Origin of the sequence: Actinoplanes xinjiangensis, from assembly GCF_003148685.1 — a bacterium.
GTDB lineage: Bacteria > Actinomycetota > Actinomycetes > Mycobacteriales > Micromonosporaceae > Actinoplanes > Actinoplanes xinjiangensis.
The window spans coordinates 111946-137328 of sequence record NZ_QGGR01000022.1 but is presented as its reverse complement, the minus strand read 5'-3'; the positions used below and the strand labels follow the sequence as shown (position 1 = coordinate 137328).

The window sequence follows — 25383 nt, the reverse complement described above, 5'->3', positions numbered from 1 at the left end:
CGTGCCCGCCCCCTCTCGTGCCTACCGGCGCCCGCCAACCTTCCCCGGCTGGCTGTCACCGCTGTCTCAGGACCCTCGAGACAGCGGTGACAGCCAGCCGAGCTGGAGTGGCTGGTCGTCACCGCTGTCTCGGCCCGCTTGAGACAGCGGTGGTAGCCAGCCGGACTGTGGTGGCTGGTCGTCACCGCTGTCTCGGAGCGGTTGAGGCAGCGGTGGGGGCCAGCCGGACGTCATCCGCCATTGGGTAGGCCCCCGCGTGCGGTCGGCGTTGGCAGTCCTTGCCCGCACGGACGGCAGGGTGCCCGCCGCGGGCGCTGCGGGTCCCGCTGTGGTTGGCTGCGGGTGCTGGTTCTCGGGCGCAGCATGCGCCGGCGGACAGCCAGGACGCCGGTCGTCGCTGTTGGGTCTAGCTGTCGCCGGACCGGGGTGGCGGGCAGGTCGTCACTCGTGCGTGCCTGCCAGTTCGGCCGGGCGGGTTCGCAGCGCGCCGATCGCCGGAAGGACGGCCGCGACGACGGCGACGACCGCGCACGCAGCCAGCGTCGCGGCGACACTGAGCCAGGGCACGACGATCGCGGACCATACCGAGAGGACCGCCAGGGCCGTCCAGATGCCGAGCAGGTTCATGGCCGTCACGATCAGACCCAGGACCGTGCCGACCAACACGACGGTCAATGCCTCGGCAGCGACCAACAGCAGGACCTGCCGTTTCGTCGCGCCGGCCAGACGGAGCACCGCCAGTTCCCGGGTTCGGTCGGAGGTGGCCATCACCATCGTGTTCGCGACGGCGATACCGGTGTACAGCAGGGCGATCCCCAGCACCACGATGTAGCCCACCCGCGTCTCCCGGCTGCTGACCGGCAGTTGCTCCGCCAGCCACTGATCGCGGGTCAGAAGCTGCACTCCCGCCGACGTCAGCGGATCGTGGAGGGCGGGCCCGTGCCCGTGAGCGATGGCGCCTGGTTCCCCGGATGGTTCGAGCTCACCAGACGCGGTGTTCGGGCCGCCGTCCGCTCCGGTTGGCAGGGATGGCGCGAGGGCGCCGGGGGCGGTGGGCCGCCGGGGCCCGGCTTCGGCCGACCGCGACGGTCCGCGGGGATTGGCTGAGGCCGACCGCGACGGTCCGCGGGGGCTGGCTTCGGCCGATGGGGACGGTCCGCGGGCGCCGGGGGCGGTGGCCGGAGCGGGATCGGCTTCGGCCGCAGGGGATGGGTTGAGCAGGTTGCGGACGGTGGTTTCGGCGGCTCGGGTGTCGGTGCCCGGTAGCCATGACAGTTCGAGGAGGTCTGGGGGTGCCCCACCGGCGTTGCGGGTGGTCACGTAGACGCCGTTGCTGCCGGTTCCGGTGGCCAGGACCGCCACGATGCGCAGGGAGCGTGGGTTGCCGTCGCCGAGCCACACGTCGACCCGGTCGCCGACGCCGTGGGTGGCCCATTCCTCGTTGACGATGATGCCGTCGTCGTCGAGGTCGCCGATGTCGCCCGCGGTGACCGGCAGGCGGCGGACGGCGGTCAGGGACTGCGGATCCACCGCCAGCGCCTGCGAGCGGACCAGGGCCACGCCGTCCTCGACGGTGTAGACGGCGGTGGCGGCGCTGGTCATCACCTGGGCGCCCGGAACCGCGCGGACGGCGGCCACCGTGCGGTCGTCGAGGGCGCCGGGAATGATCAGGTCCGCGGTCGTCCGGGTGCGCAACTCCTCAGCCTTGGCCTCGCTGATCGTCGCGGTGGTGCCGAGCAGTGAACCGGCCAGTGCCACGGTGATCAGAACCGGTGCCGCAACCGCGGCGGTGCGGCGGAGGCCGGCGCTCGCGTTCTCGCGGATCAGCATTCCGGTGGCGCCGCTCATCCGGGCCGGCAACCAGGCGACCAGTCGGGCCAGCGGGCCGGCCAGCACCGGGGCCAGCAGTGCGACAGCGGTGATCAGCAGCATCGGCTGAGTGGTGTACGTCTTACGGTGCAGGGCCTCGCCCGGATCGGTCAGCAGCCGCCAGCAGCACAGGCCCAGCCCGATCGCCAGGATCCCGATCCCGAAGATCCACCGGCCCGCGGTCATGGCCCGGCTGTCGACGGACGCCTCCCGCAGCGCCTCGGTCGGCCGGATCCGCCCCGCCCGGACCGTCGCGACCGTCACCCCGGCGAGCGCGACCAGCAGGCCGGTCCAGAACGCCACATGGTACGGCCACCGGTGGTCGCCGATCGTGAACCAGGCGGGTGCCAGCCGCTCGTCGACCAGCAACCGGGCCAGCCACGGTGCTCCCCGGGACCCGAGGACACATCCGGCCGCCGACGCGACGGCGCCGACGACCACCGCCTCGGCGAAGACCATCCGCCGGATCTGCCGCGGGGTCGCGCCCGCCGTGCGTAGCAGACCGATCTCGCGGCGCCGCTGGGCGACCGCGAACGCGAACGTGGACGCCACCACGAACACCGACACGAACGTGGTCACCCCGCCCGCGCTACCGAGCAGCGCGTTCATCGCCACCAGCGCGTCACTGTCCCGGTCCGGCTCGGGATCGGCGCGCCGCCGGTCGTCGCCGGTCAGCACCTGAACCCCGGGGAAGTCACTGACGATCGCCCGCACCGCATCGGGTGCGGCATCCACCACCAGGTTGTCGATCCGTGGGGAGAGGGCGGCGGCCGTGCCGTCGGTGAAGAACACGGCCCGTTCGAACGGCACCTGCGCCAGTACCCCGGCCACCGTGTAGTCGCCGCTGCCGGCGGGTGTCCGCAGCCGGATCGTCCGGCCGACGGCCGCCCGGTCCGCGACCAGCACGATCTCGTCGTGCCGGCGCGGCTCACGCCCGGCCACGACCCGGTGACCACCGAAACGGGCAATGGACCAGGGGTGCCCGACCACATCGCCCTCGGCCCCAGTCCCTACCCGGAGCGAAGGCTCGGCCTGCGCCGACACGGGCGGCGCGGGCCGCGATGGCGGCACGGGCCGCGATGGCGGCGAGGGCGACGCGGATGGCGCGGTCCGCGTGGGCGGCGAGGATGGCGCGATCTCCATGGGCCGCGAGGATGACGCGGTTCGTGCGGCCGGCGAGGATGGCGCGAATCGCGTGGGCGGCGAGGATGATGCGTCTTGTGCGGGCGGTGAGGATCGCGCGGTCAGCGTGGGCGGCGAGGCGTGCCTGGTCGGCGAGGATGACGCGTCTTGTGCGGGCGGTGAGGATCGCGCGGTCTGCGTGGACGGCAAGGTCGGCGTGAGCGCTTCGGCTGGCGAGAGGGCCGAGGGGTCGACGTGGACCGGGAATGAGCGGTCGGCGATCGCCGGGGCCACTCTGGACAGCTCGGTGGCGAGGGCCGGGGGTACCGCCAGCGGCTGGGCGAGCGGCTTGACCCGGTCACCGCTGCGGGTGGGGACGCGCAGCTCGTCGGCGCCGCGGACCACGACCGGGGCGCCGGCCAGACGGGCGGGCTGCTGAGGTGGGGCATCGAAGGTGGAGGCCAGCGCCAGGCCCATCGTGGCGATCAGGGCGACACCCAGAGCGAGCGCGACGAACGTGCCGACCAGGGTCACCCATCGGGCCCGCAGGCTGCTCAACGTCACGGTCAGCACGCCGGAGCCTCCATCCGGGTCATCCGGGCGGCGACCGTCTCGGCCGACGGGGCGTCCAGCGTGCCGTGCAGCCGGCCGTCGGCCAGGAACACCACCCGGTCGGCGTAGGCGGCGGCGACCGGGTCGTGGGTGACCATCACGATCGTCTGGCCGCCGTCGTCGACCAGGGCTCGCAGCATCCGCAGCACGTCGCGGCCGGTCGCCGAGTCGAGGGCGCCGGTCGGCTCGTCACCGAACAGCACCTCGGGGCGGGTGATCAGGGCCCGGGCGATCGCGACCCGCTGCTGCTGGCCGCCGGACATCTCCGGTGGCCGGTGCCGGACCCGGTCGGCCAGACCGACCCGGGCCAGCGCCGCACGCACCTCACCGCGGCGGGGACGGCGCCCGGACAGGCGCAGTGGCAACGCCACATTCTGCTCGGCGGTCAGGGTGGGCAGCAGGTTGAAGGACTGGAAGACGAAACCGATGCGGTCGCGGCGCAGCAGGGTCAGCCGGGTCTCGTCGAGGGCGGTCAGATCGGTGTCACCCAGCAGCACCGCACCGGAGGTCGGCCGGTCGAGCCCGGCGGCGCACTGCAGCAGGGTCGACTTGCCGGACCCGGACGGCCCCATGACGGCGGTGAAGGTGCCCTCGGTGAAGGAGAGCGAGAGGTCGTGCAGGGCCGTCACCGCGGCGTCGCCGGAGCCGAACCTCCGGACGACACGGTGCAGGCGGATCGCGTCACGGGTCATGCGTCAACCCTGTCGCCCGCCGGTGCCGGCCACAGCCCCCCAGGATTGCCTCTTCACGGTAGTGCTGGCTATACCATTTACAGTGGCCGGATGCGCGCACGAGACGTCCCCGGAGCGGCCGTCTACCTGCTCGGAAACGCCGTCACCGGCCTGCTCACGCTGCTGGTCTCGGTGCTGCTGTTCGCCGCCGGGGGAGTCCTCGCGGTCGTCGTGGTGGGCCTGCCGCTGCTGGCCGGGCTGGGCCTGATCGGGCTTCCGGTGGCCGCGATCGAGCGGCGTCTGCAGCGCCTGATCGACGGTCGGCCGCTCCCGCACCGGCATCGGGTGCCACCCGAGCCGGGACTGGCCTCCTGGCTGCGGACCCGCTACACCGAAGCCGGCACCTGGCGCGAGCTGGGGTTCGCCGGGCTGTTGATGACCGTGTTGTGGCCGGTCGACCTGCTCGCCGTCATCCTCGGCGTGACGGTGCCGCCGGCGCTGGTCGCCACTCCGGTGCTGTTCGGCACGATCGGCGACGCGGAGCAGGTCAACGTGCTCAAGGCGTACCCGGTCACGTCGTGGACGGAGGCGTTCCTCTCCGCCGCGGCCGGGCTGGTCGCCGTGGCGGCCTGTGCCGGCGGGCTGGTGCTGCTGGCCCGGGTGCGGGCGGCGCTGGCCCGGGCGATTCTCACCCCGCGTCACGACCTCGACGAGACCGTCGTCGAGTTGACCCGCTCCCGGGTCCGGCTCGTCGACGCCTTCGAGGCCGAGCGCACCCGGATCGAACGGGATCTGCACGACGGCGCCCAGCAGCGCCTGGTGGCTCTGACCGTGATGCTGGGACTGGCCCGGCTGGACGCCGGCGGTCCGCTCGCCGATCAGCTGTCACGCGCCCATGACCAGGCCGGGCTCGCCCTCGTCGAGTTACGGGAGCTGATCCGTGGCATCCATCCGCCGGTCCTCACCGACTTCGGGCTGGAGGCGGCCGTCGCTGATCTCGCCGACCGCTGTCCCGTACCCGTCGATGTCGCTTTCGACGTGCCGCAGCGGTTCTCTGCGGCGGTGGAGTCGGCCGCCTATTTCGTCGTCTCGGAGGCACTGGCCAACCTGGCCAGGCACTCCGGCGCCGACCGCGGCACGATCACCGGCCGGTACGCCGCCCGGACGCTGACCGTCGAGATCGGTGACAACGGGCGCGGCGGCGCCGACATCGGGGCGGGAACGGGACTGCTCGGCCTCGCCGACCGGGTGTCGGTGGTCGGTGGCAGACTGTCGCTGTCCAGCCCGCCGGGTGGCCCGACCCGACTGATCGTGGAGATTCCGTGCCAGGCTTGCGGGTAGTGCTCGCCGAGGACAGTGTCCTGCTCCGCGACGGCCTCGCCGGGCTGCTGGCCCGGTTCGGGCACGAGGTGGTCGCCGCGGTCGGTGACAGCGACGGGCTTCGGGACGCCGTCGCCGCGTACGAGCCGGACGTGGTCGTCACCGACGTGCGGATGCCGCCCGGCTTCAAGGACGAGGGCCTGCGCACCGCTCTGGAGCTGCGCCGCGGACGCCCACGGCTGCCGGTGCTCGTGCTCAGTCAGTATGTCGAGACCCGCTACGCGACCGAGCTGCTGGACGCCGGCGACGGCACCCACCTCGGCTACCTGCTCAAGGACCGGATCGGGCACGTCAGCGAGTTTGTCGACGCGCTGGGCCGGGTCGTGGCCGGCGGCACCGTCGTCGACCCCGAGGTGGTCCGGCAGATGCTGCGCCGCCACCGTGATCCTCTCGCCGCGCTGACCGCCCGTGAACGCGAGGTGCTGGCCCTGGTCGCCGAGGGTCGCTCCAATCTGGCCATCGCTGGCGAACTCACCGTCGCCGAAGCGTCGGTGGCCAAGCACATCCGCAACATCCTGCAGAAACTCGGCCTGCCGCAGACCGAGGAGACCCACCGCCGGGTCCTGGCTGTCCTGACCTTCCTGCGTTCGTGAACGGCGCGCCATGGGATAGGTTCCTGGCGATGTTCTGACGAGGGGGCGGCATGCGATATCCGCGCGGAGTGATCGCGGTGGCGGCGATCCTGGCGGTCACCACCGCCGGCTGCGCAAACGGCAAGTCGGCCCCGACGACCTCGGACGGCCTGCGTACGGTCCGGGTGTCCACGATCGGCGTCTCGGAGGCGGCCGCCATGGTCCTCGGTGTCCGGCAGGGCTTCTTCGAGGACGCCGGCCTGGACGTGCGGGTCGTTCCCGCCGAAGCGCCGGCCGTCATCCCGTCCCTGCTGTCCGGCGACGCCGAGATCGGTTTTCTCAGCGCACCTGCCGTGCTGCTGGCCCGTTCCAACGGTGCACCGGTGGTGGCCGTGTCGAACACGTCGGCGAACCCGGCCGACCCGGCGGAGAACACCGTCCAGCTCCAGGTCGCCGCGGACAGCCCGATCCGGGTGCCGAAGCAGCTGGAAGGCCGCACGGTCGCCGTCGACACCCTGTTCCAGCTACCGCATTTGTCCATCCTCAACGCCTTGACCAGCAAGGGCGTCAACGTCGCGAAGGTGAGGTTCACCGAGCTGCCGTTCCCGGCGATGACCGAGGCGCTCAAGGCCGGCCGGGTCGACGCGATCCTGTCGGCCGATCCGTTCGTCACCGTCGGCCTGGCCGCCGGCGCCCGCAACCTGCTGTCCGGCAGCACCGGCCAGCCCGCGGGTGTGCCGCAGTCGGTGTTCCTGGCGGCGGAGCAGCTCACGACCTCCGAGCGGGCCACCGTCGACCGTTTCCGGGCCGCGCTGACCAGAGCCTGCGAGTACGCCCAGTTGCATCCGGACGAGCTGCGGGCGGTCCTGCCCACCTACACGAAGGTCGCCCCCGACCTGGCCGTCAAGATCAGACTGCCCGTCTACACCACCGCGGCGGCACCGGCCGGCTGGCAGCACTGGGCCGACGTCCTCACCCGGCAACGTGTCGCGAAGAAGGCGGTCAGGCCGGACGGCGCCTACCTGTGACCGTCCGCAAAGGGCCGGCCGGCGTGCCGGAGGTGCCGATCGACCTGCCGCGCCCCCGTGACGAGGTGGAGACCCAGGGCGCTGCCGCTGTTCCAGGATCACTAGCGTGAGGTGCACCGGAGGGGTTGACGAACATGGAGCTGTTCAGCGAGGAACGCTCGGCCGACGTGGTCGCCGCCAGTTTCGCCGCCACCACCGACCCACGGCTACGGGACGTCCTCACCTCCCTGGTGCGGCACCTGCACGCCTTCGTCAAGGACGTCGAACTCACCGAGGGGGAGTGGGCGGCCGCGATCGACTTCCTCACCCGGACCGGGCAGATGTGCGACGGCGTACGCCAGGAGTTCATCCTGCTCTCCGACGTGCTCGGGGTGTCCATGCTGGTCGAGACGATCAACCACCGGACCGGCGGCACCTCGACGGAGTCCACCGTGCTCGGCCCCTTCCACGTCACGGCCTCACCGGTGCGCGCCCTCGGCGACGACATCAGCCTCGACCACAAGGGCACCCCGTGCCTGGTGTCCGGGCAGGTCACCGGGGCCGGCGGGCGGCCGCTGCCCGGTGCGGTCCTGGACGTGTGGCAGGCCGGCGAGGACGGCTTCTACGACGTGCAGCAGCCCGGCGTCCAGCCGCCCGGCAACCTGCGCGGCCTGTTCACCGCCGACGACCAGGGCCGGTACCGGTTCCGGTCGGTGGTGCCCCGCCACTACCCGATCCCGTCGGACGGCCCGGTCGGCGAGTTGCTGGCCGCCACCGGACGGCACGCCAACCGGCCCGCCCACCTGCATTTCATCGTGTCGGCGCCCGGGCACCAGTCGGTCACCACCCACGTGTTCGTCGCCGGCTCGCCCTATCTGGATTCCGATGCCGTCTTCGGCGTCAAGGACAGCCTGATCCGTGCCGTGCCCGAGGTGGACGACCCGGAACTCGCGGCCGGGATCGGGCTCGCCAACCCGTTCCAGGCCCTGACCTTCGACATCGCCCTCCGCGAGGCCTGACAACCCGTCCGGTGGGGTCAGGTCGCCTCCGCGTCGTACCCGTAGATCCAGCCGTTGGCGACCAGCGGATCGCGCTGCGCGAACGTCTCGTCCCGCTGGTGTTGCGCCGGTCCGTCCGGTAGATGGTTGGTCTCCGACCGGGCGTGACTGACCTGCTGCAACCGGGTGGTGCGCGGAATCCGCAGCGCCTCGTACTCGCGCAGAGCCGCCTGCGGATCGTGGTGCCCGGCGAGGCAGCGGGCCAGCACCGCGGCGTCCTCGATCGCCTGCGCGGCGCCCTGGGCGTAGAACGGGAACATCGGATGGGCGGCGTCACCGAGCAGCGTCGTCGCACCCTGCGACCAGCGCGGCAGCGGTGGCCGGTCGAGCAGCGCCCACCGGCCCAGTGTGGCCGCCGACTCGATCAGGCCGGTCAGCCGCGGATCCCAGCCGGCGAACTCGGCCCGCAACTCGCCGACCGTCGCGGTGGCCGTCCACGACTCCACGGTGTAGTCCCCGGCCGGCGCGACCGCGACCAGATTGACCAGCCCGCCCGCGGCGACCGGATAGTGCACCAGGTGGCGGCCGGGACCGATCCACAGCGTCTGCGCCGGGCGGCGCGCGAAATCAGGGGCGATCCGGGACGGTACGAGAGCGCGAAAGGCACACAGCCCGGAGTACGTGGCCGGGGTCGCGCCGAACAGGGCCGCCCGCACGATCGAGTGGATCCCGTCGGCGCCGATCACCACGTCAGCCTCGACGGTGTGCCCGCCGGCGAACCGCAGCCGCCCGCCGTCGACGGCGACACACCGGTGACCCAGCCGGACGTCGTCCACCTGCGACACCAGCGCGCGCAGCAGATCGGCCCGGTGGATCGTCCAGGTGTGCTCACCGTACAGATCGGCGCATGCGGTGGAGAGGTCCTCCGACGACAGCACGGTGCCGTCCTGCCAGCGGCGGAACTCCCAGCCGACGTCCAGGCGCAGCACGTGCCCCTCCAGCCGGTCGAACACGCCGAGCCGCCGGAGCAGGCGGGCCGCGTTCGGCGTCACCAGCAGACCCGCCCCGACCTGGGTCAGGGCCGCGGCCTGCTCGTACACGGTGCAGGGCAGCCCCGCACGGCGCAGGAAGGCGGCCGTCGCGAGACCACCGATCCCCCCACCGAGGATCGCGATTCGAACCGTCACACCACCGGATCCTAGTTATGGTTGCCGATGGACCACGCTGTTGATCTTCAAGGAGGACGTATGCACCCGTTCCGTCAGGCGGTCGAGGCCCGGGACACCGACGCGATCGAGGGGCTGCTGGCCGACGACGTCGTGTTCACCAGCCCGGTCGCGTTCAAGCCGTACCCCGGCAAGGCTCTCACCGCCGCGATCCTGCGCGGCGCGATGCGGGTCTTCGAGAATTTCCGGTACGTCCGGGAGATCGCCGACGGCCGCAACCATGCGCTGGTCTTCGAGGCCGAGATCGACGGCAAGGCCCTGACCGGCTGCGACTTCCTGCACCTCGACGAGGACGGCAGGATCGACGACATCATGGTGATGGTGCGCCCACTCTCCGGCGCGAACGCCCTGGCCGAGGCGATGGCCGCCCAGTTCCCCCGGATCCAGCAGGAGGCGTCGCGTCAGTAGGATCTCCGGACGTGGACAACCTGACGCACACGCTGATCAGCGTCCTGGTCGCGGAGACTGTCCACCGGTCGCTGCCGCCGTCGACGGTGCTCGGGGACCGCGGCCGGCGGGCCGTGGCGATCACCGTGATGGCGGTCGGCGGCAACCTGCCCGACGCCGACGTCATCTACACCACGTGGGCCGGCAGCACCCTGGACTACCTGCTGCACCATCGCGGCCACACCCACACCGTCCCGGGCGCGCTCGGCTTGTCCCTGCTGCTGTTCGTGGCGGTGCGGCTGTGGTGGCGGCGCCGCGGGATCACACCGTCGGCGGCCGACTCCTGGTTCCTGGCCGGGCTGTCGGTGCTGGCGACCCTGCTGCACATCGGGCTCGACTTCACCAACAGTTACGGGGTCCACCCGTTCTGGCCGGTCGACGACCACTGGTATTACGGCGACTCGGTGTTCATCGTCGAGCCGCTGCTGTGGGCCTGCGCCGCCACGTTGCTGTTCGTGCTGCCGAGCCGGATCGGGCGGGTCCTGATCGCGGTGGTGCTGGCGGCCGGCCTCGGGCTGAGCTGGTTCACCGGGTTCGTACCCCTGGCGTTCGCCGCCCTGCTGACCGTCCTCGTCGCCGGCCTCGCGGCGCTGAGCCGATTCGCTCCCGCGAGGGTGGCGCTCGGCGCCGGCATCGCCGCCTGGCTGGCGCTGACCGCCACCTTCGTCGTCACCACCCGGACCGCGGAGAGCCGCATCGAGGCGCTGCTGGCCGACCGGTTCCCGCAGGCCCGCACCCTCGACGTGGTGCTGACCCCGATGCCGGCCGACCCGGTGTGCCGGGAGTTGCTGGCCGTGCAGACGACCGCCGACCAGTACCTCCTGCGCCGGGGCTTCCATTCGCTGGCGCCCGGCTGGATCCCGGCCGCCCGGTGCGCGCAGCTGTTCCCGTCCGGCGCCGAACGGACCGCGCCGCTCGTGCCCGTCACCGTGCCCTCGACCGACGAGATCGTCTGGGACGGCGAACTGGCGATCCCGGTGAGCCTGCTGCCGTCGCTGGCCGGTGACTACTGCGCGGTCGCCGCGCTGATGCAGTTCGCCCGCGCACCGTGGGCCGTGCAACAGGGCGACGCGTGGGTGGTCGGTGATCTGCGCTACGACCGCGAGGCCGAACTCGGCATGGCCGAGGTACGGGTCGGCCCGTCCCAGGACGAGTGCCCGCAACTGCCCGCGCCATGGATCCCGCCCCGCGAGGACGTGCTGACCGGCGAGTGACCGGTTCGTCAGGAGGTCGGTCGGACCGGCCGCCGGGAGGGGGAGTGGGGCCGCTGCACCGCTGTCGGTGAGGTGAGCCGACCCCACTCTCGTCGCGGGTCAGCAGCGGCCGAGGTCCTGCCACTGCTCGGTCCAGCCGGGCTCCGAACCCTGCGTCCAGTACCGGGCCTTCCACAGGTGCACGCCGTCACCCGACTTCGGGCCGGACGGGTCGCCGTACCTGCTCTTCTCGTGTCTGACCGTGTTGCCGGCGGTGTAGACCGAGCCGAACTGCCAGTTCGGGGCGCTCGAGCAGTTGCCGGCCGGCGTCGACGGCGAGGGTGGCGGTGAGTTCGGTGTCGACGGGCCGGTGCACGGGCCGGAGGTGGCTACCGTGTCGGTGAAGCGGGTCCCGGCGGTCCGGTACGACGCGGTCTGCGAGCCCACCTGCGCCGGGCTGAGCACCTGGTTCTTGGCGAACAGCACCCAGTCGACCTGCTCGATGTAGGTGGACAGGCCGCCGGTGTGGGTGGCGGTGTCGATGAACCACAGGTTCCAGTTGATGGTCATCGTCTGGCGGGGGAAGAACTTGCCGCCGTGGTCGCCGACCTGGACACCGTCGATGAAGTAGACGACGTGGCCGTCGGCGACCTGCGCGACCAGGTCGTGCCAGCCGTCCAGGCTCGACCGCTGTTCGGAGTGCAGGTTGTCGGCATACCACGGCTCGTTGCGGTAGGTGTACCAGGTGGTCTGGTAGTTGATCGGCCCGGTCTCGCCCCAGCCGCCGTTCGGGAGGTACTCGGAGATGTCGAGTTCGCTGTAGGTGGGGTCGAGGTCGCCGTTGAGCGGGCTGATCGTGAAGAACGTCTGGTTGATGTGGTCGCCGTCGTTGCCGCTGACCGGTGCGTCGGTGAACCGGACCCGGCTGGCGTAGGTGCCCTCCAGGTAGCGCTTCTGTGTGGAGTAGAGCTCGGCGTGGCTGGTCCCGGCGGCGGTGCCGTCGGTGGAGGCGGTCAGTTGCAGCACCTTCTGCCCGGCGTTCGTGGGGAAGGTGATCGCGTTCGGCGACCAGTTGGCCCCGGGTACCCCGGGTCCGCCCTGGTAGCTGCGCGGTGTCCAGCCGTTGGCGGTGAGGGCCGGGTCCGCTGAGGAGGTGTAGTGGAAGTCGTCGAACAGGTAGCCGCAATCGGCGGCGGCTGCGGTGCCGACGTTCACAGCGACCACGCCGACGGCCGCCAGGACCGTTGCCGCGGCGCCGCCGAACAGGCGTTTACCGATGGACATGGGCCGGGTCCTCCCGGGGGAAGGGATGGGCGGGCCGCCGCCCCCGGCCGGCGTCGCGTGACCATCCTTTTCATTAAAGCTTGTTATCGATGAAAATTACGACCGTCACGACAGCAAGTCAATAATGAATTTCGATATGACAGCGGAGGCAGTGACCGTCCGGTCACCGCCTCCGCTCCCGCCCCCTGATGGGTCAGCTCGTCAACGTCCCCCGCAACAGGCTGTTGCCGGAATGGGTGGCGTTGCCGTCGTGCGGCTCGTCACTGACGTCGACCAGCCGGAACCGGTTCAGATCGGTGCCCGGCGGCACCGGGAGCACCACCCGCGGCCGATCGGACAGGTTGCCCAGCGCCACCATCTTCGTCGGATCGTCCGGGTCGAGCAGCCACACCTCATGGAATCCGGTGGTCAGCGGCAGGTTGCTGACGTCGATCTCCATTTCCCCGTCGGCCAGCACCCGCACGCTGCCCCGCGCGTCCGCCGACACCGTCGGCAACGGCGACAGGGTGGCCCGGGCGGTCACCGTCTCCGTCCTGCGCCCGTCGAGCACACGGTCGATCGTCACGGTGCCGGCGATCGCGAGGACCGCGGCCGCCGCGGCGGCGATCAACGGCGCCCACCGGCGAGACGGCTTGCGGTGGATGCGGCGCTCGGCGAGGTCGGTGACCGGCGCCTCCCTCACCCGGGTACGGCCGATGTCGCTCTCTATCGCTCGCCAGAGGCGTTCCGGTGGCGGCGGCAGATCGTGGACGTCCTGGCACTCAGCCCCCAACCCGGCCACCTCCCGGAACTCGTCGAGGTCACGCCGGCAGCCGGCACACTGCGCCAGGTGATCCGACTCGGTCAACTCCTCCTGCTCCTCAGAGAGCGCGAGAAGGACCAGCCGATCGGGATCCAAATGCTGCACCGTCCACCTCCCAACGACGTCGCAGGCTGGCCATTCCACGCCGGATATGGCTCTTGACCGTACCGAGGGGCAACCCGGTCACGGCCGATATCTGTGGATGGGTCAGGTCGTCGTAGAACGCCAGCTCCAGCGTGCGGCGTTGTTCCTCCGGCAACCGGCCCAGCTCGTCGGCGACGACCAGCCGGTCGACGATCCGCTCCGGGGTCTCCCGGTCGTCCGACGGGGCGAGCTGGGTTCGTACCGTCTCGGTGGCGCGGTCGTCGCGGGCCGCCGACCGCAACCGGTCCACCACCTTGCGCCGCGCGATGCCGAGCAGCCAGCTCAGCAGAGTGCCGCGCTGCGGGTCGTAGCCGTCGCGGCCGGTCCACGCCGCCACGAACGTCACCTGCGTCACGTCCTCGGCGTCGGCCCGGTTGCCCAGCAGCCGCTGAGCCAGATACAGCACCGCAGCGCCGTGCCGCTCGTACGCCGTACGCAATGCCTTCTCGTCGCCGGCGCGTAACCGCTCGGCGAGTTCGTCGTCGGAGCTCATCGACCTCCCTTCCGCGCATGTGTTCTCCCCAGTTCTTCGCTCGGCGACGCCTCCGTGGATGCACCGATATTTTTCTTCCTCCACCGCATCCACGGCCGGCCGGGCGAGCGAAGGAACGGGCGTACCGAATCCACGACGATCGCTTGAGGAGCACCGATGCGTACATCGCACCTTCGCCGCACGGCCACGGTGGGAGCCGTGACCATGATCGCGTTCGGCGCCGCCGGGACCTTCGCCGCCCTGCCCGCGCAGGCCGCGGCCGACTCGCAGGTGTCGGTCGTGCACGGCATCCCGGCGCAGCCGGTGGACGTCTACGTCAACGGCGAGAAGACCATCCCGGACTTCCAGCCGGGCAAGGTCGCCGGCCCGCTGACCCTGCCGGCCGGGCAGTACGACATCGCGCTGACCAAGCCCGGCGACGCGATCGGCGACGCGCTGCTGACCGTCGACGACGCCGAGATCCCCGGCGGCGCGAACCTCAGCCTGGTCGCGCACCTGAGCGCGGACGGCAAACCGGGGCTGACGCCGTTCGTCAACGACACCGGCAAGCTCGCCGCCGGCAAGGCCCGCCTGATCGTGCGGCACACGGCGGCGGCACCGGCCGTGGACGTGCGCGCCGGTGGCCAGCCGGTCTTCGAGGGCCTCACCAACCCGAAGGAGGCGAAGGCCGACGTCGACGCCGGATCCGTCGAGGCCGACGTGGTGCTGGCCGGCACGCAGACCCGGGTGCTCGGCCCGGCCGACCTCGACCTCAAGGAGGGCACCGCGACCATCGTGTACGCGATCGGGTCGGCCGAGGACAAGACACTGGACATCGTCGCGCAGACCGTCGACGGGCTGCACTCGGCCCCGGGCGGCGTGCCCAGCGGTGACGGCGGCCGCGCCGACCAGGGTGTGTCGCTGCCCTGGTACGGCGTCGGCGGTGTCGGCATCCTGCTGGCCCTGTTCGGTCTGGCCCGGCTGACCGGGATCGGCCGGGCGAGGCCGTCGACCGGGCGATGAGCGGTCGGCGTCACGACGGCACGCCCCGGCGCAGGCCGGGGCGTGCCCTGCTCACCATGGCCGCCGGAGCGGCACTGACCACGGCGTTCACCGTCGTGGCCTGCCGCTCCGAACCCGCGCCCGACTTCGGTGCCCCGCCGGTGACCACCTCGGCGTCCCCGGCGCCGCCGGCCGGTGGTCCGGCATCCCCGGCCGTCCCGCGGGTGCCGATCAGCGACGGTGGCCTGCCGTCGGCCGCTGAGGCACCGCCGACCCGGCTGCGCGTACCGGAACTCGGCGTGGACGCGGCCGTCGACGCCGTCGGCATCGATCCGGCGACCGGCGACTTCGCGGTCCCGCCCAGCGTCGACCGGGTCGGCTGGTACCGGTTCGGGCCCGGCTCCACCGCGCGGGCCGGATCGATCGTGATCGCCGGGCACGTGGACGGCGCGGACGAGGGGGAGGGGGCGTTCTTCCGGCTCGGTGACCTCGACTCCGGAGACCTGGTGACCCTCACCGGCCCCGGCGGCCGGACCCGGACGTTCACGGTGACCGCCCGGGAGCGCCACCGCAAGACCACCGTGCCACTGGAGCGGTACTTCGCCCGCGACGGCCGGGTTCGCCTCACCCTGATCACCTGCGGCGGGCCGTTCGATCCCGCGACCCGCCACTACCGCGACAACGTGGTGGTCACCGCCGTGCCCCGTACCTAGATCCGGCTGGTCCTCACCGCTGTTTCAGCGCTCTGGAGACAGCGGTGACGACCAGCCGTACCTGGCCCGGCTGGCTCTCACCGCTGTTTCAGCGGCCTGGAGACAGCGGTGAGGACCAGCCGTACCTGGACTTGGCCGGCTCTCGCCGCTGTCTCAGCAGCCTGGAGACAGCGGTGAGGACCAGCCGGCGGTGAGTGTCGGCAGGAGCTTGGCGGTGATGTCGCGCAGGCGGGCCACGTCGTCGTCGGTGAGATGGTCGAAGACCAGGCGGCGGACCTCCGCCACGTGACCGGGGGCCGCCGCCGCGAGCACCGCGAAACCGGCGTCGGTCAGGTGGGCGATCTGGCCGCGCCGGTCGGTCGGGCAGGCCCGGCGTGCCACCCAGCCGCGCTGTTCCAGGGTGGAGACCGCGTGCGAGAGCCGGGTCGTGGTGGTGCCGGCCATCCGGGCCAGTTCGGTCATCCGCATCGCCCGCTCGGGACGGGTGCTCAGCGCCGACAGGATGTGGTAGTGGGTGTGCGGAAGGCCGGCCTCCTCGCGCAGCTGCTGGTCGAGCGCGGTGGGCATCACCATCATGATCTGGGCGAGGTTCAGCCACGCGCCCATCTCGGTGTCGTTGAGCCACTGCGGTTCGTCGGTCACGACGCCATCCTCGAAAAGTGCTGGTCAGACGATGTGGAAGGAGCGTTTGGCCAGGCCGATGGAGAACCCGTCGATCGCGGTGGTGACCGCTGCCGCCGGGTCGCCGGCCGCGCCGAGGGTGATGAACAACGGCGTGAAGTGCTCGACGGTCGGATGCGCGTACGGCATACCCGGCGCCCGGTCCCGGAACCCGGCCAGTTCGTCGACGTCGCCGCGGGCCAGGGCGTCGGCGGCCCAGGCGTCGAAGTCGGCCGACCAGGCCGGCACCTCGCCCGCCAGCATCGCCCGGGTGAGGAACCGCAGCCCGTGCGTCATGAATCCGGAGCCGACCACCAGGACACCCTGCTCCCGCAGCGGCCTCAGCCGTTCCCCGAGCTGGAGCAGGGTGGTCGCGTCGTGGGTCGGGATGCTCAGTTGCAGCACCGGGATGTCGGCCTCCGGATACATCACCTTCAGCGGCACCCACGCGCCGTGATCCAGCCCGCGCCGGGAGTTCTCGTGCACGGTCTGCGGTATCAGTGCCGTCACCTGACGGGCCAGGTCACCGGCGTCCGGGGTGTCGTAGCGCATCCGGTAGTAGAGCGGCGCGAACCCGCCGAAGTCGTAGACCAGCTCGGTGCCGGCGCTGCCGGACAGCGCCAGCGGTGCGGACTCCCAGTGGGCGCTGACGATGAGGATCGCCGTGGGCCGCGGCAGGTCCCGTGCCCACGTGTGCAGCTCGGTCATCCAGGCCGGGTCCTCGAAGGTCGGCGGGGCTCCGTGGCTGAGGTAGAGGGCCGGGATCGGGCCGTCGGCGGGCGTCCACGCCCGGTGCGGGCGGGCCGTGTCACCGGCGGCGACGCGCCGCAGATGCTGCCGGAACGGGTGCGCCTCGGGGATCAGCGCGTCGGCGAGGGCGGTACGGCCGGGGCTCATCCGATGATCTCCAGCTGGGCGGCGGTGGGCCGCAGGACGTGACTGTTGACGGCCCGGACCTGGTCGGCGAGGTCGGACAGCTCGACGACCTCGACGCCGTGCCGGCGCAGGGTCTCGACGCCGTCGCAGTCGGCGAACAGGATCGGTTCGCGCCATGCCAGGGCTACCCGCCCGACACCGGCGTCGAGGATGAGCTGCGTGCACGTGGCTGGCCGGGACCGGCGGGCGGTGCACGGCTCCAGCGACGTGTAGAGGGTGGCGGCCGACAGGTCGAGGCCGGGCAGGCCGGCGAGCCGGGCCAGGGCCTCCTCCTCGGCGTGGTGGTGCGGGTGCGTCTCGCCGGTGTAGCCGGTGGACAGCACGGCACCGTCGCCGTCGATGATCACGGCGCCGACGGCGTAGCGGTCGGGTACCGCCGGGGCCAGCCGGGACACCCGGATCGCCTCGCTGAGCCAGAAACGGTCGGCGGCGGTCATGAGGCGAGCGCCGTCAGCGGCAGGTCGAGGGTGTGCGCGGTGTGGTCGCGTTTGGTGGTCAGGTAGCGGGCGTTCGCGGCGGACAGGTGCACACCGGTCGGGATCCGGTCGGTCACCCGCACGCCGAGGGCACCGAGCTGGGTGGCCTTGTCGGGATTGTTGCTGAGCAGCCGGACCCGCGGCGCGCCGAGGGTGAGCAGCATCTGCGCGGCGGCGGTGTAGTCGCGTTCGTCCTCGCCGTGGCCGAGCGCCAGGTTGGCCTGGTAGGTGTCGAGGCCGGTGTCCTGGAGCGCGTAGGCGTCGAGCTTCGCGTACAGCCCGATGCCTCGGCCCTCCTGGCGCAGGTAGAGCAGGAAACCACCGGCGGTCGTGATCCGCTCGGCGGCCTCACGCAGCTGTGGGCCGCAGTCGCAGCGCTCACTGCCGAACACGTCGCCGGTCAGGCACTCGCTGTGCGGCCGGACCAGGGGCGCCGGTCCGCCGTCGGCCGCGACCGCCACCGCGGCACGCCAGTCACCGAGCCCTAGTGCCAGGTGCTCGCGGCCGTCGGCGAGGCCGGTGAAGGTGAACACCCGTGCCGACGTCGTGTACCCGTCGGGGAACCGTAACGGCACCGTCACCTGCGTACGAATCTGTGCCGTCATCGCGTACCCCCAAGGTTGTTGAACTTTCATGGACCAGCATCGTCCGAGAATGTTGAAAGATCAATAAACTTGGCGGTGGCGAGTATCACTTCCGCTTCGTCGGCGTCCCCCCGGTGTCCGCACCAGCTCATCATCGGCCGCCTGGCACTCGTGGATGAGGGGGCGTCCGCGAATTCCGGAGGGCGATCGGGCGTCATCAACAAACATATGCTTGTGAAAGCGAACGTTTGTATTACGGTGGGGGCATGCCCGAACTCGACACCGCCTTCGCCGCGCTCGGTGATCCCGTGCGCCGGGCCCTGGTGACACGCCTGTCCCGCGGCGACGCCACGGTCGGTGAGCTGGCCGAGCCCTTCGGCCTCACCCAGCAGGCGATCTCCCATCACATCGGGGTCCTGCGCCGCAGCGGCCTGATCGAGCAGCGGCGCGAAGGCACCCGGCGCCCCTGCCGGCTACGGGTCGACCGGCTGTCCCAGCTGGGCACCTGGATCGACGAGCAGCGGCAGGCCTGGGACGACCGGCTCGACACCCTCGACCGGCACCTCACCGACGGCGAGACGCCACGGTGAGCCGGGCCGAGCTGCGCGGCGACGAGCTGATCGCCCGGCGGGTCCTCACCGCCCCACCCGGGCGGGTCTGGGCCGCCTTCACCGAGCCGGCCGGGGTCGCCGCCTTCTGGGGTGGGTCGCACGCGACCGTCCCGCCGGACTCGGTCGCCATCGACCTGCGACCCGGGGGAGAGTTCACCCTCGACACCCGTGCACCGGACGGCGCCACCCGGCGGCTCCGGTTCGTGTATGTGAGCATCACCGCACCGCACGAGCTGATCTTCGACGAGCCGGTCACCGGCCTCCGCACGACCGTGACCCTGCGGCCCGCCGGGACCGGCACCGACCTGACCGTCCACCAGCGCAGGCTCCCCGCCGAACTGCGGACCGCGCAGGCCGCCGACGGGCTCGCCTCGATCCTCGACGCCCTCGACACCCACCTGGAGAAACCATGACCCGGACCGGCCGGCAGCACCTCGTCGAGGACTACTTCGTGGGATTCCGGACCAGTGACCATCCACGGATCCTCGCGACCCTCACCGACGACGTGGTCTGGGTCATCCACGGCCACCGGACCACCCACGGCAAGGCCGAGTTCGACGGCGAGATCGAGAACCCGGCCTTCACCGGAAGCCCCGACCTCGACGTCCAACGGGTCATCCAGGACGGGCCGGTCGTCGTCACCACGGGGGAGGGCCGCGGCGTCAGCGTCGAGCACGGCCCGTTCCGCTTCGCCTTCAGCGACCTGTTCACCTTCCGCGACGGCCTGATCGCGCGCGTCGACTCGTATGTCGTACCGCTGCCGTAGCGGACGCGGCGTCAGCAGCCGGTGGTGTGCTGCACGGTGACGGCCGTGCCGTCGTCGGACACCGCGATCACCATCGACGTCGGCCCGTCCCGGTAGGCGACCTGATTGGCGTCGCCGGCGGTGAACTTGCGGGCCCCGGCCGGGATCGTGGCGTCCAGCCGCGCCGTCAACCGGCCCGGGCTCACCGGCCCGCTGACCGCCGACACCGTGACGATGGATCCGGCCCGGCACGGCAGGCTCTGCCCGGTACGCGAGACCGGCCGGGTGCCGATCGCCGTCAGCACCGCGGTGACCGCGGTGTCGCCCGGCGTGGTGTCACCGACCGTACCGGCCGGGGCGGTGCCCAGACTGCACCCGCTACGGGCGGTCACGGCCAGCCAGCCTGAACTCAACCGCCGGACCGCCAGGCGGATGGTGCCGATGTCGGCTTGAAGGGCGCGGACCCCGGCCACGGCGGTGGCCCGGCGGGTGGCGTAACGACCGGCCAGCCCCTGCTCGATCGTGGTGATCAGGGAATCCTCGGCGCCCGGATCGGTGTAGAGGTCGGCCCGCGCGGTGAACACACGGCCCTGCCGGAGGAACCCGAGCGGGCATTCGGCGGCCGCCACCACCGCACTGACCGTGACCGCCGCCTCCTGACCGGCAGCGACGACGGCGTCCGCGACGGCGGTGCTCATCTCGGCGACGACGTCGTCGACGCGGGGTTGCCGGTCGCCGTCCCACCGCCACCACACCGCACCACCGGCCGCCGTCAGCAGCAGCACGACGACCACCGCGACGGCGATCAGGCGGCCTCTCCGGGAAAGCTTCATCGCAGCCAGGACACCAGGTCGTCCAGCGGTTTGCGGCGTTTCGCCAGCTTCGCCACCGGCACTCCGGGATCGTCAGCCGGGTATCCGACGGTGATCACCCCGGCCAGGGCGACGTCGTCGGGCAGCTGCGCCACCGCGGACAGCGCCGCCAGCTCGTCCGGGAACGCGGGACTGTAGAAACCGCTGGCCAGGCCCTCGTTCGCGGCGGCCAGTTGCAGCAGCGCGAACAGGGCACCGGAGTCGAACCACCAGAACGGCACCGGCCAGGGGATCTCCTCCGCGCCGGACTCCAGCTTGTCGGCCTCGGTGTACCGCTCGTGGTAGGACGCCTCCCGGATGCCGAGCACCAGCTGGACCGGCGCCTGCGAGATCCACGGCGGGAAGCCCTTCTCCAGATACCAGGGCTCGGCGACCGCGGCCAGCTCGGCCCGCTTCGCCGGATCGGTGACCACCACGAGGCGGTGGCCCTGGCTGAAACCGGCGCTCGGAGCCCGGTGCACCACCTTGACCACGCGTTCGAGGACCTCGTCGGGAACCGGGTCCGGCCGGTAGTTGCGAACCATCCGCCGCCCGCGCAGGACCTGACTGAATTCGGCCATCCGGTGACGTTAGCCAATCGGCGGCGCGTGCGGGAACCGCGTACGGGCGAACCCGGTCACTGCCCCGGAGCGGACAGACGGATCCCCACCCCGCGTACGGTGTGCAGATACCGTGGCTGGGCGGCGCGTTCGCCGAGCTTGCGCCGCAGCCACGTCACGTGCACGTCGACGGTCTCCAGCGACCGGCTCTCCGCCCACACCTCGCCGAGCAGCTGCTGCCGCGAGACCACCGTGCCGGCCCGCTCCATCAGGTACGCGAGCAGGTCGAACTCCAGCCGCGACAGTTGCAGCGGCGTACCGTCGAGCGAGGCCGTGCGCGCCTGCGGATCCAGGGTCAGCCCGCCCACCACGATGCCGGCGGCCGTGGTCCCGCGGCCCCGGCGCAGCATGGCCGCGATCCGCGCCTCGATCTGCTCGGCCGAGTACGGCTTGACCACGTAGTCGTCCGCGCCGGCCCGCAGCAGGCGGATCATCTCGCTCTCCGCCTCCCGGGCGGTGGCCACCACGATCGGCACCTGCGAGGTCAGCCGGATCCGGCTCAGCACGGCCGCACCGTCGAGGTCGGGCAGCCCGAGGTCGAGCACCACGACGTCCGGTTCGCGGGCGGCGACCTCGCGCAGACCGTCGAGGGCGGTGGCACACAGCCGCACCTCATGGCCGGTCGCGGTGAGTAACCGGCCGATTGCTTCCCGGACGTCGACGTCGTCCTCGATCACCAGCACCTGGGGCATTGCGCCAGCGTATCGGTCATGCAGAATGTGCCGATGCGCCGGAGCTGGAGATATCTCGCTGGATGGCTCGCTGTGACGGTCACCGCCGTCACCGTGTCCTGGTTCGGGGTGCGGCTCGGAGTGGCGCCCGCGCTCACCGACGAGCCACCGGTCGCGATCGACGTCAACCGACGCTACACCGAGATCCGGTTCGGGCTCGACGAGACCGTCCCGCCGACCACGGCGCCACCGAGCCCGTCGGCGAGTCCGTCCAAGGCGCGGCCCTCCCGCAGACCCACTCCCAGCCGTACGGCCGCCCGCCCGTCCGTCACCCCCACGACCGCCGCACCGCCCAGCGCGTCACCGTCGGTGGTCGACCGGCGGCCCCGGTACCGGGTGAGCGCCGACGGCGGCGCGATCATCGTGGCCTACTCGGCGACCCGGGTGGACGTCATCGACGCCGAACCGCGGAGCGGATACGTGGCGAGCGCGGCCCGGCGCAGCGACACCGTCGTGGTGGCACGGCTGACCGGACCGGGGCACACCTCGGTGATCACCGCCTTCTGGAGCGGCGGCCCGGCGGCGCAAGTCATCGAGGAGTACGGATCCTGATACCGGCTCGCGCATCGATCGGCGTCGGCATGTCGTTACCGGTCCGATAGCGTTCCTTCCGGTGCTCTTAAGGCTGGCGCGGCGAGACTCTCGCGGCACACAGAGATCGACAACAGCCTTGGGAGGATCGTCAGTGAGGCGTTCCCGCAGCAGAAGAGCGTTACGCGTCACCGCGCTGAGCAGCGCCACACTGGTCATGCTCGGTCTGGGAGCGGCGTACACCGCCGGTTACTCGGGGGTCGGCGAGGTTCCGGAGCCGGACTTCTCCGACGGCGGCGCGGTCAGCTCCGCGGCCGCGGCCGACCAGTACGTGACCGGTACGTCCACCGGGTTCGTCAAGGACCCGGACGCCAGGTACACCCGCCAGTCGGTGATCACCACGCCGCGCGGCCTGAACTACGTCAGCTACGCCCGTACGTACAAGAACCTCCCGGTTTTCGTCGGCGGTGACGTGGTCGTGGTGACCGACGCCAAGGGCACCGTGAAGGGCGGCACCGCGGGCGCCGAGGTGGAGGTCGCCACCACACCGAAGGTGACCGCCGCCAAGGCGAAGAAGGTGTCGCTGCTCATCCACCCGGGCGACGTCGCCGGTGAGCCGAAACTCGGCGTCATCGCCGGCGACGGCAAGGACCGCCTGGTCTGGGAGGTCGTCATCGAGAGCCGGCCGGGTGCCGAGGCGAGCCGCGCGCACGCCTACGTCGACGCGCGGACCGGTGAGTACGCCGGATCATGGGACGAGATCACCGGTGGCACCGGGCAGGGTCACTACGGCGGTCAGGTCACCATCGGCACCACCACCGGGTCCGGTGGGTTCGAGATGCGCGACCCGTCACGCGGCGGCATGCGGGTGCTCAACGACCGGACCGGCCAGGTCCTCACCGACGCCGACGACAAGTGGGGCAACGGCACCGGCAGCGACCCGACCACGGGCGGCGTCGACACCCAGTACGCCGGCGGCGTCATGTGGGACATGCTGAAGACGAAGTTCAACCGCAACGGCATCGACGGCAAGGGCGGCACCGCCTCCATGTTCGTCGGCCTGGCCGAGGTCAACGCCTTCTACAGCTGCGCCGGCACCGGCGACGCGAACCGCGACCAGACCAAGTACGGCCGGACCAGCGACGGCGCCCGCCAGGTCAACTCGGTCGACGTGGTCGCCCACGAGCTCGGCCACGGCGTCTTCTGCCACACCCCGGGCGGCAGCCGCGGCACCACCAACGAGACCGGCGGCCTGAACGAGGCGACCGGCGACATCTTCGGCACCCTGGCCGAGCACTTCGCCGCGAACCCGAACGACCCGGCCGACTACCTGGTCGGCGAGGAGGTCAACCTCTCCGGCCGCGGCCCGATCCGCAACATGCACACCCCGTCGGCGGTCGGCGACCCCAACTGCTGGTCGTCGTCGATCCCGACCACCGAGGTGCACTCGGCCGCCGGACCGCTCAACCACTGGTTCTACCTGGCCGCCGAGGGTTCCGCCCCGGCCGGCAAACCGGCCAGCGCCACCTGCAACGGCAGCAGGGTCACCGGCATCGGGCTGTGGCCGGCGGGCGAGATCTTCTACCACGCGCTGCTGCGCAAGACCTCCGGCTGGACGTACACCAAGGCCCGTAAGGCGACCCTGGACGCGGCCCGCGAGCTGCACCCGAACAGCTGCACCGAGTTCAACGTGGTCAAGGCCGCCTGGGACGCCGTCAGCGTGCCTTCCCAGGGCGACCCGACCTGCACGGTGACCGCCCCGCAGCCGGTACCGTCGGCCACCACCCCTTCACCGTCGGCTCCGGCGTCGCCGTCGACGGCCCCGAGCCCGTCCGCGCCGGGCACGTCCGCCCCGGCTCCGTCCGCGCCGAACCCGACCGCCACCGCCGTGCAGACGGTCGACATCGACGCCGCCGCTCTGCGCGCCGACATCAACGAGTTCGCCCGCATCGCGCAGGCCAACAACGGCAACCGGGCGCACGGATCGGCCGGCTACAAAGCCTCGCTCGACTACCTCAAGCAGCGCCTGGACGTGGCCGGATACACCACCCGCGTCCAGCAGTTCACCCACGCCGGCAAGACGGGTTACAACCTGATCGCCGATCTGCCCGGGCGTGGCGACCCCAACCGGGTCGTCATGCTCGGGGCGCACCTGGACAGCGTCACCCAGGGTGCGGGCGTCAACGACAACGCCTCCGGCTCGGCCGGCATCCTCGAGGTCGCCCTGGCCTACGCCGCCTCCGGCGCCAACGGTGACAAGGGCATCCGATTCGGCTGGTGGGGCGCCGAGGAGGCCGGCCTGGTCGGCTCCAAGGCGTACGTGTCCTCGCTGGCCACGGGTGAGCGGGCGAAGATCACCGGGTACCTGAACTTCGACATGATCGGCTCGCCGAACCCCGGCTACTTCGTCTACGGCGACGACACCAGGGGCACCGCGATCGCCGCCGCGCTGAAGGCCGGCTTCGCCGCCGAGGGCATCGAGCCGGACTCCACCGACATCAAGGGCCGCTCCGACCACGCCTCCTTCAAGGCCGCGGGCATCCCGACCGGTGGTACCGCCAGCCTCAGCCTGGCACCGGCGATGACCGCGGCCGAGGCCGCCAAGTGGGACGGTGAGGCGGGCAAGCCGTACGACCCGTGCTACCACTCCAGCTGTGACGGGGCCGGCAACGTGGACCACGACGCCCTGGACGCGCACACCGACGTCGCCGCGTACGCCGCCTGGGCCCTGACCGGGGTGAAGGCACCCGCCGAGCCCACCTCGACCCGGGTGGAGAACCCCGCCGACTTCGCGATCAAGGACCGTTCCGCGATCGAGTCGCCGATCACCGTGCAGCGCTCCGGCCAGGCGCCGGCCACGCTCAAGGTCGACGTCGACATCCGGCACGGTTTCCGCGGTGACCTGGAGATCGACGTGATCGCCCCGGACGGCACCGCCTACCGGATCAAGAAGTCCAGCCGCTTCGACAGTGCCGACGACGTCAAGGTCGGCCAGACCGTCGACGCCTCCGCCGAGCAGGCGGCCGGCACCTGGAAGCTGCGGGTCCGCGACCTGTACTCCGGTGACACCGGAACGCTGAACTCCTGGGCCCTGACGTTCTGATCAGCGCTCGCCGGGCGTGCC

The 25383-nt window shown here is 71.8% G+C and carries 26 protein-coding genes; 13 read left to right on the top strand and 13 right to left on the bottom strand.

Annotated features, from left to right (window positions below):
- Positions 1 to 441: 441 nt before the first annotated feature.
- Together BC793_RS51850 and BC793_RS36025 are read right to left on the bottom strand one after the other, a co-directional pair.
- A complete protein-coding gene (locus BC793_RS51850) occupies positions 442 to 3564 on the bottom strand; it encodes an ABC transporter permease (protein ID WP_239170450.1) in 3123 nt (1040 codons plus the stop codon).
- Positions 3558 to 4295, bottom strand: a complete 738-nt coding sequence (locus tag BC793_RS36025; protein ID WP_109600785.1) for an ABC transporter ATP-binding protein — start codon at positions 4293 to 4295, stop codon at positions 3558 to 3560. Before BC793_RS36025 ends, BC793_RS51850 begins: the two co-directional genes overlap by 7 nt.
- Before the next feature lie 90 nt (positions 4296 to 4385).
- On the opposite strand from BC793_RS36025, the gene BC793_RS36020 reads away from it, so the two are divergent.
- From BC793_RS36020 to BC793_RS36005, 4 genes are all read left to right on the top strand, one after another.
- Complete coding sequence (locus BC793_RS36020; RefSeq protein ID WP_109600783.1) at positions 4386 to 5615, top strand: sensor histidine kinase; 1230 nt, start codon at positions 4386 to 4388, stop codon at positions 5613 to 5615.
- Positions 5597 to 6247 carry a LuxR C-terminal-related transcriptional regulator gene (locus tag BC793_RS36015; protein WP_109600781.1) on the top strand — a complete coding sequence of 217 codons (651 nt, stop codon included), beginning with the start codon at positions 5597 to 5599 and terminating at the stop codon, positions 6245 to 6247. The genes BC793_RS36020 and BC793_RS36015 overlap by 19 nt, the downstream gene beginning before the upstream one ends.
- 50 nt (positions 6248 to 6297) lie before the next feature.
- Entirely contained in the window at positions 6298 to 7254 is a 957-nt protein-coding gene (locus BC793_RS36010; RefSeq protein WP_109600779.1) for an ABC transporter substrate-binding protein, read from the top strand.
- A gap of 134 nt (positions 7255 to 7388) precedes the next feature.
- A complete protein-coding gene (locus tag BC793_RS36005) occupies positions 7389 to 8252 on the top strand; it encodes an intradiol ring-cleavage dioxygenase (RefSeq protein ID WP_109600777.1) in 864 nt (287 codons plus the stop codon).
- A gap of 17 nt (positions 8253 to 8269) precedes the next feature.
- On the opposite strand, the gene BC793_RS36000 is transcribed toward BC793_RS36005, so the two are convergent.
- Positions 8270 to 9418 (bottom strand): FAD-dependent monooxygenase, encoded by a 1149-nt coding sequence (locus BC793_RS36000; RefSeq protein ID WP_109600775.1) that lies wholly within the window; start codon positions 9416 to 9418, stop codon positions 8270 to 8272.
- A 60-nt stretch (positions 9419 to 9478) separates the two neighbouring features.
- On the opposite strand from BC793_RS36000, the gene BC793_RS35995 reads away from it, so the two are divergent.
- Both BC793_RS35995 and BC793_RS35990 read left to right on the top strand, forming a co-directional pair.
- Positions 9479 to 9865, top strand: coding sequence for a nuclear transport factor 2 family protein (locus BC793_RS35995; RefSeq protein ID WP_109600773.1), 387 nt, complete (start codon positions 9479 to 9481; stop codon positions 9863 to 9865).
- Between the two features lie 11 nt (positions 9866 to 9876).
- On the top strand, positions 9877 to 11118 hold the full coding sequence (locus tag BC793_RS35990; protein ID WP_109600771.1) for a metal-dependent hydrolase: 1242 nt from the start codon (positions 9877 to 9879) through the stop codon (positions 11116 to 11118).
- 99 nt (positions 11119 to 11217) lie between these two features.
- Here the strand turns inward: BC793_RS35990 and BC793_RS35985 are convergent, their stop codons facing one another.
- From BC793_RS35985 to BC793_RS35975, 3 genes are all read right to left on the bottom strand, one after another.
- Positions 11218 to 12381, bottom strand: a complete 1164-nt coding sequence (locus BC793_RS35985) for a glycosyl hydrolase (RefSeq protein WP_109600769.1) — start codon at positions 12379 to 12381, stop codon at positions 11218 to 11220.
- 193 nt (positions 12382 to 12574) lie between these two features.
- Positions 12575 to 13288, bottom strand: a complete 714-nt coding sequence (locus tag BC793_RS35980; RefSeq protein ID WP_109600767.1) for an anti-sigma factor — start codon at positions 13286 to 13288, stop codon at positions 12575 to 12577.
- Positions 13242 to 13820, bottom strand: a complete 579-nt coding sequence (locus tag BC793_RS35975; protein ID WP_109600765.1) for an RNA polymerase sigma factor — start codon at positions 13818 to 13820, stop codon at positions 13242 to 13244. The genes BC793_RS35980 and BC793_RS35975 overlap by 47 nt, the downstream gene beginning before the upstream one ends.
- Positions 13821 to 13976: 156 nt before the next feature.
- Here BC793_RS35975 and BC793_RS35970 point away from each other — a divergent pair, with 156 nt between their 5' ends.
- Together BC793_RS35970 and BC793_RS35965 are read left to right on the top strand one after the other, a co-directional pair.
- Positions 13977 to 14822 (top strand): DUF4397 domain-containing protein, encoded by an 846-nt coding sequence (locus BC793_RS35970; RefSeq protein ID WP_109600763.1) that lies wholly within the window; start codon positions 13977 to 13979, stop codon positions 14820 to 14822.
- A complete protein-coding gene (locus BC793_RS35965; protein ID WP_109600761.1) occupies positions 14819 to 15514 on the top strand; it encodes a class F sortase in 696 nt (231 codons plus the stop codon). The genes BC793_RS35970 and BC793_RS35965 overlap by 4 nt, the downstream gene beginning before the upstream one ends.
- A gap of 153 nt (positions 15515 to 15667) precedes the next feature.
- Here BC793_RS35965 and BC793_RS35960 read toward each other — a convergent pair whose 3' ends face one another.
- From BC793_RS35960 to BC793_RS35945, 4 genes are read right to left on the bottom strand one after another with little or no spacing between them, the layout of a single operon-like run.
- Complete coding sequence (locus BC793_RS35960) at positions 15668 to 16156, bottom strand: MarR family winged helix-turn-helix transcriptional regulator (RefSeq protein ID WP_239170451.1); 489 nt, start codon at positions 16154 to 16156, stop codon at positions 15668 to 15670.
- A gap of 24 nt (positions 16157 to 16180) precedes the next feature.
- The gene (locus BC793_RS35955; RefSeq protein WP_109600759.1) at positions 16181 to 17071 is read right to left on the bottom strand and encodes a dioxygenase family protein; all 891 of its coding nucleotides are present in this window, start codon (positions 17069 to 17071) and stop codon (positions 16181 to 16183) included.
- On the bottom strand, positions 17068 to 17547 hold the full coding sequence (locus BC793_RS35950) for a cytidine/deoxycytidylate deaminase family protein (protein WP_109600757.1): 480 nt from the start codon (positions 17545 to 17547) through the stop codon (positions 17068 to 17070). The genes BC793_RS35955 and BC793_RS35950 overlap by 4 nt, the downstream gene beginning before the upstream one ends.
- Positions 17544 to 18191 carry a GTP cyclohydrolase II gene (locus BC793_RS35945; RefSeq protein WP_109600755.1) on the bottom strand — a complete coding sequence of 216 codons (648 nt, stop codon included), beginning with the start codon at positions 18189 to 18191 and terminating at the stop codon, positions 17544 to 17546. Before BC793_RS35945 ends, BC793_RS35950 begins: the two co-directional genes overlap by 4 nt.
- 245 nt (positions 18192 to 18436) lie before the next feature.
- On the opposite strand from BC793_RS35945, the gene BC793_RS35940 reads away from it, so the two are divergent.
- The 3 genes from BC793_RS35940 to BC793_RS35930 are packed head-to-tail and all read left to right on the top strand — an operon-like array spanning position 18437 to position 19547.
- Positions 18437 to 18760, top strand: coding sequence for an ArsR/SmtB family transcription factor (locus BC793_RS35940; protein WP_109600753.1), 324 nt, complete (start codon positions 18437 to 18439; stop codon positions 18758 to 18760).
- Positions 18757 to 19194, top strand: a complete 438-nt coding sequence (locus tag BC793_RS35935; RefSeq protein ID WP_109600752.1) for an SRPBCC family protein — start codon at positions 18757 to 18759, stop codon at positions 19192 to 19194. Before BC793_RS35940 ends, BC793_RS35935 begins: the two co-directional genes overlap by 4 nt.
- Positions 19191 to 19547, top strand: coding sequence for a nuclear transport factor 2 family protein (locus BC793_RS35930; RefSeq protein WP_109600750.1), 357 nt, complete (start codon positions 19191 to 19193; stop codon positions 19545 to 19547). The genes BC793_RS35935 and BC793_RS35930 overlap by 4 nt, the downstream gene beginning before the upstream one ends.
- A gap of 11 nt (positions 19548 to 19558) precedes the next feature.
- Here the strand turns inward: BC793_RS35930 and BC793_RS35925 are convergent, their stop codons facing one another.
- Genes BC793_RS35925 through BC793_RS35915 form a run of 3 tightly spaced genes read right to left on the bottom strand, consistent with a single transcriptional unit; the run spans position 19559 to position 21680 of the window.
- Positions 19559 to 20359: a hypothetical protein gene (locus tag BC793_RS35925; protein WP_109600748.1), complete on the bottom strand. Its 801-nt coding sequence runs from the start codon at positions 20357 to 20359 to the stop codon at positions 19559 to 19561.
- Entirely contained in the window at positions 20356 to 20958 is a 603-nt protein-coding gene (locus tag BC793_RS35920) for a nitroreductase family protein (protein ID WP_109600746.1), read from the bottom strand. The genes BC793_RS35925 and BC793_RS35920 overlap by 4 nt, the downstream gene beginning before the upstream one ends.
- 56 nt (positions 20959 to 21014) lie before the next feature.
- On the bottom strand, positions 21015 to 21680 hold the full coding sequence (locus BC793_RS35915) for a response regulator transcription factor (RefSeq protein WP_109600828.1): 666 nt from the start codon (positions 21678 to 21680) through the stop codon (positions 21015 to 21017).
- A gap of 27 nt (positions 21681 to 21707) precedes the next feature.
- On the opposite strand from BC793_RS35915, the gene BC793_RS35910 reads away from it, so the two are divergent.
- Complete coding sequence (locus tag BC793_RS35910; protein WP_146246606.1) at positions 21708 to 22280, top strand: hypothetical protein; 573 nt, start codon at positions 21708 to 21710, stop codon at positions 22278 to 22280.
- Positions 22281 to 22476: 196 nt separating this feature from the next.
- Positions 22477 to 25362: a M28 family peptidase gene (locus BC793_RS35905; RefSeq protein WP_109600742.1), complete on the top strand. Its 2886-nt coding sequence runs from the start codon at positions 22477 to 22479 to the stop codon at positions 25360 to 25362.
- Positions 25363 to 25383 lie beyond the last annotated feature (21 nt).

Coding starts and splice junctions, on each gene's coding strand:
- BC793_RS35925 (WP_109600748.1), bottom strand. CDS start 20,359: ATGAAGCTTTCCCGGAGAGGCCGCCTGATCGCCGTCGCGGTGGTCGTC.
- BC793_RS35970 (WP_109600763.1), top strand. CDS start 13,977: ATGCGTACATCGCACCTTCGCCGCACGGCCACGGTGGGAGCCGTGACC.
- BC793_RS35920 (WP_109600746.1), bottom strand. CDS start 20,958: ATGGCCGAATTCAGTCAGGTCCTGCGCGGGCGGCGGATGGTTCGCAAC.
- BC793_RS35950 (WP_109600757.1), bottom strand. CDS start 17,547: ATGACCGCCGCCGACCGTTTCTGGCTCAGCGAGGCGATCCGGGTGTCC.
- BC793_RS35995 (WP_109600773.1), top strand. CDS start 9,479: ATGCACCCGTTCCGTCAGGCGGTCGAGGCCCGGGACACCGACGCGATC.
- BC793_RS35945 (WP_109600755.1), bottom strand. CDS start 18,191: ATGACGGCACAGATTCGTACGCAGGTGACGGTGCCGTTACGGTTCCCC.
- BC793_RS36025 (WP_109600785.1), bottom strand. CDS start 4,295: ATGACCCGTGACGCGATCCGCCTGCACCGTGTCGTCCGGAGGTTCGGC.
- BC793_RS35985 (WP_109600769.1), bottom strand. CDS start 12,381: ATGTCCATCGGTAAACGCCTGTTCGGCGGCGCCGCGGCAACGGTCCTG.
- BC793_RS35905 (WP_109600742.1), top strand. CDS start 22,477: ATGCTCGGTCTGGGAGCGGCGTACACCGCCGGTTACTCGGGGGTCGGC.
- BC793_RS36005 (WP_109600777.1), top strand. CDS start 7,389: ATGGAGCTGTTCAGCGAGGAACGCTCGGCCGACGTGGTCGCCGCCAGT.
- BC793_RS36010 (WP_109600779.1), top strand. CDS start 6,298: ATGCGATATCCGCGCGGAGTGATCGCGGTGGCGGCGATCCTGGCGGTC.
- BC793_RS36020 (WP_109600783.1), top strand. CDS start 4,386: ATGCGCGCACGAGACGTCCCCGGAGCGGCCGTCTACCTGCTCGGAAAC.
- BC793_RS35940 (WP_109600753.1), top strand. CDS start 18,437: ATGCCCGAACTCGACACCGCCTTCGCCGCGCTCGGTGATCCCGTGCGC.
- BC793_RS35965 (WP_109600761.1), top strand. CDS start 14,819: ATGAGCGGTCGGCGTCACGACGGCACGCCCCGGCGCAGGCCGGGGCGT.
- BC793_RS35955 (WP_109600759.1), bottom strand. CDS start 17,071: ATGAGCCCCGGCCGTACCGCCCTCGCCGACGCGCTGATCCCCGAGGCG.
- BC793_RS35975 (WP_109600765.1), bottom strand. CDS start 13,820: ATGAGCTCCGACGACGAACTCGCCGAGCGGTTACGCGCCGGCGACGAG.
- BC793_RS35930 (WP_109600750.1), top strand. CDS start 19,191: ATGACCCGGACCGGCCGGCAGCACCTCGTCGAGGACTACTTCGTGGGA.
- BC793_RS35910 (WP_146246606.1), top strand. CDS start 21,708: ATGCAGAATGTGCCGATGCGCCGGAGCTGGAGATATCTCGCTGGATGG.